This is a genomic window from Protofrankia sp. CiP1_Cm_nod4, assembly GCF_982290645.1.
The window spans coordinates 1-5,944 of the sequence record NZ_CEVIVC010000199.1 but is presented as its reverse complement, the minus strand read 5'-3'; the positions used below and the strand labels follow the sequence as shown (position 1 = coordinate 5,944).

The 5,944-nt window shown below is 69.0% G+C and carries 6 protein-coding genes; 3 read left to right on the top strand and 3 right to left on the bottom strand.

What is annotated here, in order from left to right; all coding sequences use genetic code 11:
• The first annotated feature begins 378 nt into the window (after positions 1 to 378).
• The 3 genes from AC5LSR_RS22530 (at position 379) to AC5LSR_RS22520 (ending at position 2,373) form a co-directional block, all read left to right on the top strand.
• Positions 379 to 1,653 carry a PP2C family protein-serine/threonine phosphatase gene (locus AC5LSR_RS22530; protein WP_250287388.1) on the top strand — a complete coding sequence of 425 codons (1,275 nt, stop codon included), beginning with the start codon at positions 379 to 381 and terminating at the stop codon, positions 1,651 to 1,653.
• 244 nt (positions 1,654 to 1,897) lie between these two features.
• Positions 1,898 to 2,236, top strand: coding sequence for a carboxymuconolactone decarboxylase family protein (locus AC5LSR_RS22525; RefSeq protein ID WP_493468968.1), 339 nt, complete (start codon positions 1,898 to 1,900; stop codon positions 2,234 to 2,236).
• Positions 2,221 to 2,373 carry a hypothetical protein gene (locus AC5LSR_RS22520; protein WP_250287387.1) on the top strand — a complete coding sequence of 51 codons (153 nt, stop codon included), beginning with the start codon at positions 2,221 to 2,223 and terminating at the stop codon, positions 2,371 to 2,373. Before AC5LSR_RS22525 ends, AC5LSR_RS22520 begins: the two co-directional genes overlap by 16 nt.
• Before the next feature lie 484 nt (positions 2,374 to 2,857).
• On the opposite strand, the gene AC5LSR_RS22515 is transcribed toward AC5LSR_RS22520, so the two are convergent.
• The 3 genes from AC5LSR_RS22515 to AC5LSR_RS22505 form a co-directional block, all read right to left on the bottom strand.
• Entirely contained in the window at positions 2,858 to 3,409 is a 552-nt protein-coding gene (locus AC5LSR_RS22515; RefSeq protein ID WP_250291084.1) for a GNAT family N-acetyltransferase, read from the bottom strand.
• Between the two features lie 100 nt (positions 3,410 to 3,509).
• Complete coding sequence (locus tag AC5LSR_RS22510) at positions 3,510 to 4,094, bottom strand: hypothetical protein (protein WP_493468967.1); 585 nt, start codon at positions 4,092 to 4,094, stop codon at positions 3,510 to 3,512.
• A 496-nt stretch (positions 4,095 to 4,590) separates the two neighbouring features.
• The gene (locus AC5LSR_RS22505) at positions 4,591 to 5,406 is read right to left on the bottom strand and encodes a dienelactone hydrolase family protein (protein ID WP_250287323.1); all 816 of its coding nucleotides are present in this window, start codon (positions 5,404 to 5,406) and stop codon (positions 4,591 to 4,593) included.
• Positions 5,407 to 5,944 lie beyond the last annotated feature (538 nt).

Genomic DNA, 5,944 nt, shown 5'->3' with positions numbered 1-5,944 from the left:
GCGGGTTTGCTACTCTCGGCGAGCTCCAGCGGTCGAACCAGCTCACCCCCCGGCCCGACCCGGGCCCGCTTTCTCATGGATCTGTCCTGGCGGCGCATCTCACCGATCTGCCGCTTCTCTCGGACCATTCTTGATCGCGGTAGTAGGGATGTGAGGCTTCAGCCGTGGACGACGGCTGCTCCACGGGGCGACGGGCATCCTCAGTGGATCTTCCTGCTGCCTGTCTGGCCGCTCCCGCATCGTGAACGCCATCGGCCTCCAGCTCACTCCGGCCCGTCTGGCGTGATCCCGCGCCGGTCACGGGCTGATGATCCTCTCCTTCGGTGCGGGTGGCCGCCGTCGTCCGGGCCCTGTCCGGGGCGTGCCTATGGTGGAGCGGTGAGTGAGCGAGGGGTCTTCGACGCGGCAGCGCTGCTGACAGCGGTCGAGCAGGCGGCACCCGCCGACGCCGTGGACGCGCTCGTGACACGCCTCCAGGGCGATCTGGGAGCGCTCGGAGCATCGTTCCTGATCGCCGACTATTCCAGCGATGTCCTCGCCCGGTTCTCCACGGCGCGCGGCGGGGAGACGGCCATGGAGCGGGTGCCGGTGCACGGCACGCCCCAGGGCCAGGTGCTGCGCTCCCAGCGCCCGATGCTGAACCGCGGCGACGGGCAGATGATCATCATCGCGCCGGTCACCGCTCGCGGTGAGGCGATCGGCGTCATCGAGGTCGTCTTCGCCACGACCGACGGGGGCGTTGATGCGCCACCTGCTGGAACCTCCGCCGCGGATCACCTCGGCCATCTGACGGCCGAGATCTCGCAGGCCGCGCACCTGTTCGCGTACACGGTCGTGCTGAACCGGCGCTACACCGACCTGTTCGAGCGGGGACAGCGTACGGTACCCCTCGAACTCGCGGCCGAGATCCAACGCCGGCTCCTGCCGGACTCGTTCACCTGCGAAAGCGCGCAGGCGACGATCGCCGGCTGGATGGAGCCGTCGGCCGCCGTCGCGGGAGACACCTTCGACTACTCCTTCGGACGGGCCGACCTGTACCTGTCGCTCACCGACGCGATGGGCCACGGACTGGCCGCCGCCATCCTGGCCACCCTGACGGTCAACGGTCTGCGTAACGTCCGCCGGGAACCAGGCCCGCGTGGTCTGGCGGCGATGGCCGACCGTGTGAACACCATGATGGTCGAGCACTCCAACCTGGAGCAGTTCGTCACCGGCCTGCTGTTCCACATCGACCTGCCGACCGGCGCACTGCGCGCCGTCAACGCCGGCCACATCCCCTTCTACCTGCTGCGGGATGACATGGTGGAGCAGGTCAGCTGGCCGCCGGACCTCGCGTTCGGCATGTTCCCGGAGCACGCCTACACTGTCCGTCACCTTCAGCTGCGCTCAGGGGACCGTCTGCTGTTCGTCACCGACGGCATGGTCGACCGCAACGCGGCACGGATCGACCTGCCCACGCAGCTGGCGACAAACAGGCAGCTGCATCCCCGGGAACTCGTCCAGCAGCTGACCGGACGCGTCCTCGACGCCTGCGGCGGCGACTTGCAGGACGACGCGACGGTGATGTGCCTGGACTGGCACCAGCGCAGTGGACCACAGCGCCAGGCCGACAGCGGAGCGGACATCGGCCACGCCTCCGCCCCCGAAAAGTGACAGCGTCGTCCCGCCCGCGGCGATCCTCGCCCGGCTCACCGGCGATGCCGGGCGGGCCCGCGCGCTGGCGGCCGCGCGCATCGTCGCCAGCCGAGCCGGACACACCCGCCTGCCGTAACGGGCCACCCGACCCGAACGAGAGGGCGAGGTCTACACGGAACTGCTGCCGCCACGTGTGGTCGTTCGACGACATCATCGACCCGGTCACGCCGGACGCGCTGGCCGCTGTGCGGACGGGCAACCCGTGACGACGCCGCGGATCTACCTCGACAAGCAGACACCGTCGGTATTCAAGGCCCTGCGGGCCACGGCCGCCGAGGTGCGAGCGCGCGCCGCCGAGGCAGGGCTGTCCCGCATCACGCTGGAGCTGGTCAGCCTGCGGGTCTCGCAGATCAACGGGTGCGCCTACTGCCTGGACCTGCACACCCACCTGGCGTTGCGGGCCGGGGAAACCACCCAGCGCCTTAACGCTGGGAGGAGGAGACCTCCAACGACCAGCTCAAGACCCACCTACGCGGCCCCGGCAGGATCCTGCGCTCCCGGCTGCCCGACCTGGCCGTCCAGGAGATGTGGGCCTGGCTGACCGTGCAGTACGCGCTCACCGCCCTGATCGCCCAGGCAGCCGAGGCCGCCGACGTCGACCCCGACCGGGTCGGCTTCGCCCGGACCCTGCGCCTGGTCCGCCGTTCCGCCACCGGGACGGCGGACATTCCCCCCTGAGGACTGGAAAGCCCAGCTACCTCGGTTCCACGCCGAGATCACCCGCCGGCTCAACCCACCCTGGCGCCACCGCACCTGCCCCCGCGTCGTCGAACGCGCCCGACACAACAGCTACCGCGTCAAGAAACCCGACGAGCCCGCCTCGACCCGTCATGACGGTCCCGCCACGATCCGGCTCCACCCACTCGCCCCGCGCGCCGCGCGATCGACAAGCATCAAGATCGACGCAAGCTGAACGGCGTTGACCCAAGACCCGATCCGGAAAGATCCTCCGCGGGACAATGCGTGGGATTGCGCTTGGCAAGGACGAGCCTGTACCGGCGACAATCGAGGACTTATCAGTCCTCGATGCGCCCAGGCCGATCCTGTCGCGGCGACAACAGTAGCCGAAGCTACAACTGTAATCAGGCAAGGGCCCCGCCGGGAGCGTAAAAAGAACGGCTCTGGCGCTCGGCGGCGAGGGTGGCCAGTGGAAGCTGACTGCTCAGCTAACGGACCTGGACGGGGAACCTGGCGTCCAGGGATCGGGCGTGTACGCGGAGCCGGTGTCGCGTCGCCACTGCATCCACCGCTGGAGTTCGGCCAGCGACGTGAAGCCGCTTGCGGCGTAGTGGGCGTGCGCATCGTCCGTCACCAACGTGAACTGCGAAATGCCGCGCAACAGCCGATGGTGGAGCAGCCCGCAGACCAGCCAGCGCCCAATTCCTTTACCGCGATGGTCCGCATCGACGTAGACGTCGTCGATAAATCCGACAGCCACCCGGTCGGTCACGCAACGGGCGACTCCCCGCTGCCGACCAGCCGGATCGTAGACGCCCACGGTGAGGGAATGGTCAAGCGAGGTGTTCACAGCCTCCTGGCTACGGCCGCGCGACCAGGCGGTCTCCAGCGACAACCACTTCCACACCTGATGACGGTCCAGGAGGCCGGGATCGTCCGACAGCCTCCACTCCTCAGCCTCCAACAGCTGCCAGGGCGGGTTCACCGGATCATCCAAAGAAGTGATCATATTTTTCATTATATCGCTGGTCTCCAATCAAAGATCAGCCTTCGAAAGGTCCCGCGTCCCGGCGAGCGCGACATATACGGCCGTGTTGCCACCGCTGATCGACTCAACCTAACAAAGCACTACTAGGTCAGAGGGTGTAGGCGTACACCTGCAGGTGGAACATGTAGCCGGCGGCGGCATGGCCCCAGCCTGGGTTTCCGGGGCAGACGCCGTTCGGGTCATAGCCGTCGAAGTAGAGCGAGCTGCACCTGTAGCAGAACCGCCAGTCGGTCTGGAAGCCGCTCGGAACCGGGTTGCGGTCGTGGAGGAGAAGGTACTGGGGCCCGGTCGCCAGGTGGGTGGAGCCGCCGCGGCCGGCGCATACGCCGGGGAAGTCGTGGTAGTAGAGGACGCTGCAGTACTGGCACATCTGCCAGTCGCTCTGCTGGTACTCCGTCTCGCCAGCATGGTGGTCAGTGCTGTTGGTGAAGGGCACTCCGAAGGTCCAGCCCTGAACCCTGTGCGAGAAGCCCGCGGGGCATCGGTTCTGGACCGGCGAAGGGTACCGGACCAGGCCGTGGCACCTGTTGCAGAAACGCCAGTCAGTCTGCCACGTCCCCGACGCCGCGGCGGGTGTGGCGAGCATGGCGGTGGCGGTGGCAGTCGCCAGGCCCAGCCCGGCTGCCAGGATGCCCCGCCGTGAGACGGCGGCCGACGGTTCGTTCATGGTCATCGTGCGTCACCTTCGAGTTCGTGCACGCTCAGGCGTGCCTGTGGTGACCGCATCGTGCGCGGCGCGGTTGCCGCCGCGTATCCGTGCTGGTACTGAACCTGGGCCGCCCGCCCGGTCAGGATGGCGACAGCACAGCGCGCTTCTCGGTCCCACCCGGCCCGCGGCCGGCAGCCGCGCCCCGCGGGCGGGCGGGATCCGGGCGCGTTGGTGCGAGGGTCAGGATGGGTCGGGGCCGGTGGCGAGGACCTCGGCGGGGGTGATGGAGGGAAGGTCGTGGGCGGCACCGACCGGGGCAGGTGATCCGGCCGGCGTGGGTGTTGTGGTCGCGGGCCAGCGCCGGGTCGTGGCGCAGGGGCAGACCTGGGTACGACCCTTGCCGAGCGGCTCGGGGGGCCGAACCGCTCGGCAAGCCGGGCCGTGGTCCGCGAACGCCGCGACCAGCGCGCGTTCGAGCGTGTCGAGTGCGGATGGCTCCGGACTTCGCCGGGCGAATTCGCTACGCCGGTAGAAGGCGTGTTCGGAACAGCTCGAGGACCTGGCCGAGTGCCGCCCGTGTCGGCTGGCCCGGCTCGTCGATGAGGTGCTCGGTGACGACGGAGTGTGGCTTCATCCTGGCCTCGGGGTTGGCGCTGCTGTCGTCGAGCTCGATGGCGACGAAGGCGTCGCCCAGCTGCTCCCGCAGGAACTGGAAGCGCTCAGCCGGTGAGAGGGTGTCGCCCCGGAAGCGCAGGCCGAGCACCTGCAGGCCCTCCGCCGCGCACCGTCCCCTGACCACGTCGAGGTCGGCGGCGGAACAGTCGATGGCCCTCTTCCTGGCCTTGGTGAAGGGAAACGGCAGGGACGGCTCCGCCAGCACTGGAGCGATCAGGCTGGGGTGCGTCGCCATCGCCAGCGCGAACCCGCCGGTGAAGCACATGCCAATGACGCCGACACCGGGCCCGCCGCAGCGCGCGTGCTCGTCCGCGGCGAGGGCACGCAGCCACGAGACCACAGGTGACGTGCGGCTCGTCGCCCAGACGGTGAACTCCCGGCTGACGCAGGCTGGAACAGCCGACGACAGCCCGTACCGCAACGTGCCCAGCCTGCCGGCGGCGAGCGGGTCCTTGCCGGGGACGCCGAACAGGTGCGGCATCACCGCGGTGCAGCCGATGTCGATGACCCGGCGGGCGAACGTGGCCACCTTCGGCGTGATACCCGGCAGCTCCGCGATCACGATCACGGCCGGGCCCGTGCCGGCTCGGTACACCGTCCGAGTCCTGCCGTCGTGGGTGAAGTCCTTCATCTCGAAATCGGCGAGACTGTCGTCGGCCATGGCGGACAGTCAAGCAGAACGCTCATGCTCCCGTGAGACCGGCGCGCCCTCGCAGTTCGCGACTTGGAGTGACCGTCATGTGGGTGACGTGAGGCGCCTGGTGGGCCTGGTGCGTTCACCGGTTTCTTGATCAGAAAAGGCGGGCGGATGCGCCGACACCCTGCCCGTTCGCTGATCCCCGCCTCGGAGTTCACCGGCTTCCGGTTCCCACCGGAAGTGACCGTGCTGGCGGCCCCTGATACCTCCGCTACAACCTGTCGTACTGGGACGCCAACGAACTCCTGCGGGAACAGGGCGCCTGCTGTCCCGCTTGCGCTGCCGTGTGGGCAATCTTGGCGGTTTGCCGGGCTACGCGTGCCGCGGCTGGATCGCCGACGCCGAGGATGGCGGCCGTCGCTCAGACGAGCCGGGGACGCTCTCGGCGCCCGTCCTCAGCATGCTCAGGGAACCCGGGGCAGTTCACTTCTGAACGAGGACGAGGGCCCACTCGGGCGCCGGCAACGCGTCCTGACGGCGCGGATACCGCCTGCCGAGCGGG

Bases quoted from the DNA above. Each gene is read 5' to 3' on its own strand.
- AC5LSR_RS22510 (WP_493468967.1), bottom strand. From the start codon at position 4,094: ATGACCATGAACGAACCGTCGGCCGCCGTCTCACGGCGGGGCATCCTG.
- AC5LSR_RS22520 (WP_250287387.1), top strand. From the start codon at position 2,221: ATGTGGGCCTGGCTGACCGTGCAGTACGCGCTCACCGCCCTGATCGCC.
- AC5LSR_RS22505 (WP_250287323.1), bottom strand. From the start codon at position 5,406: ATGGCCGACGACAGTCTCGCCGATTTCGAGATGAAGGACTTCACCCAC.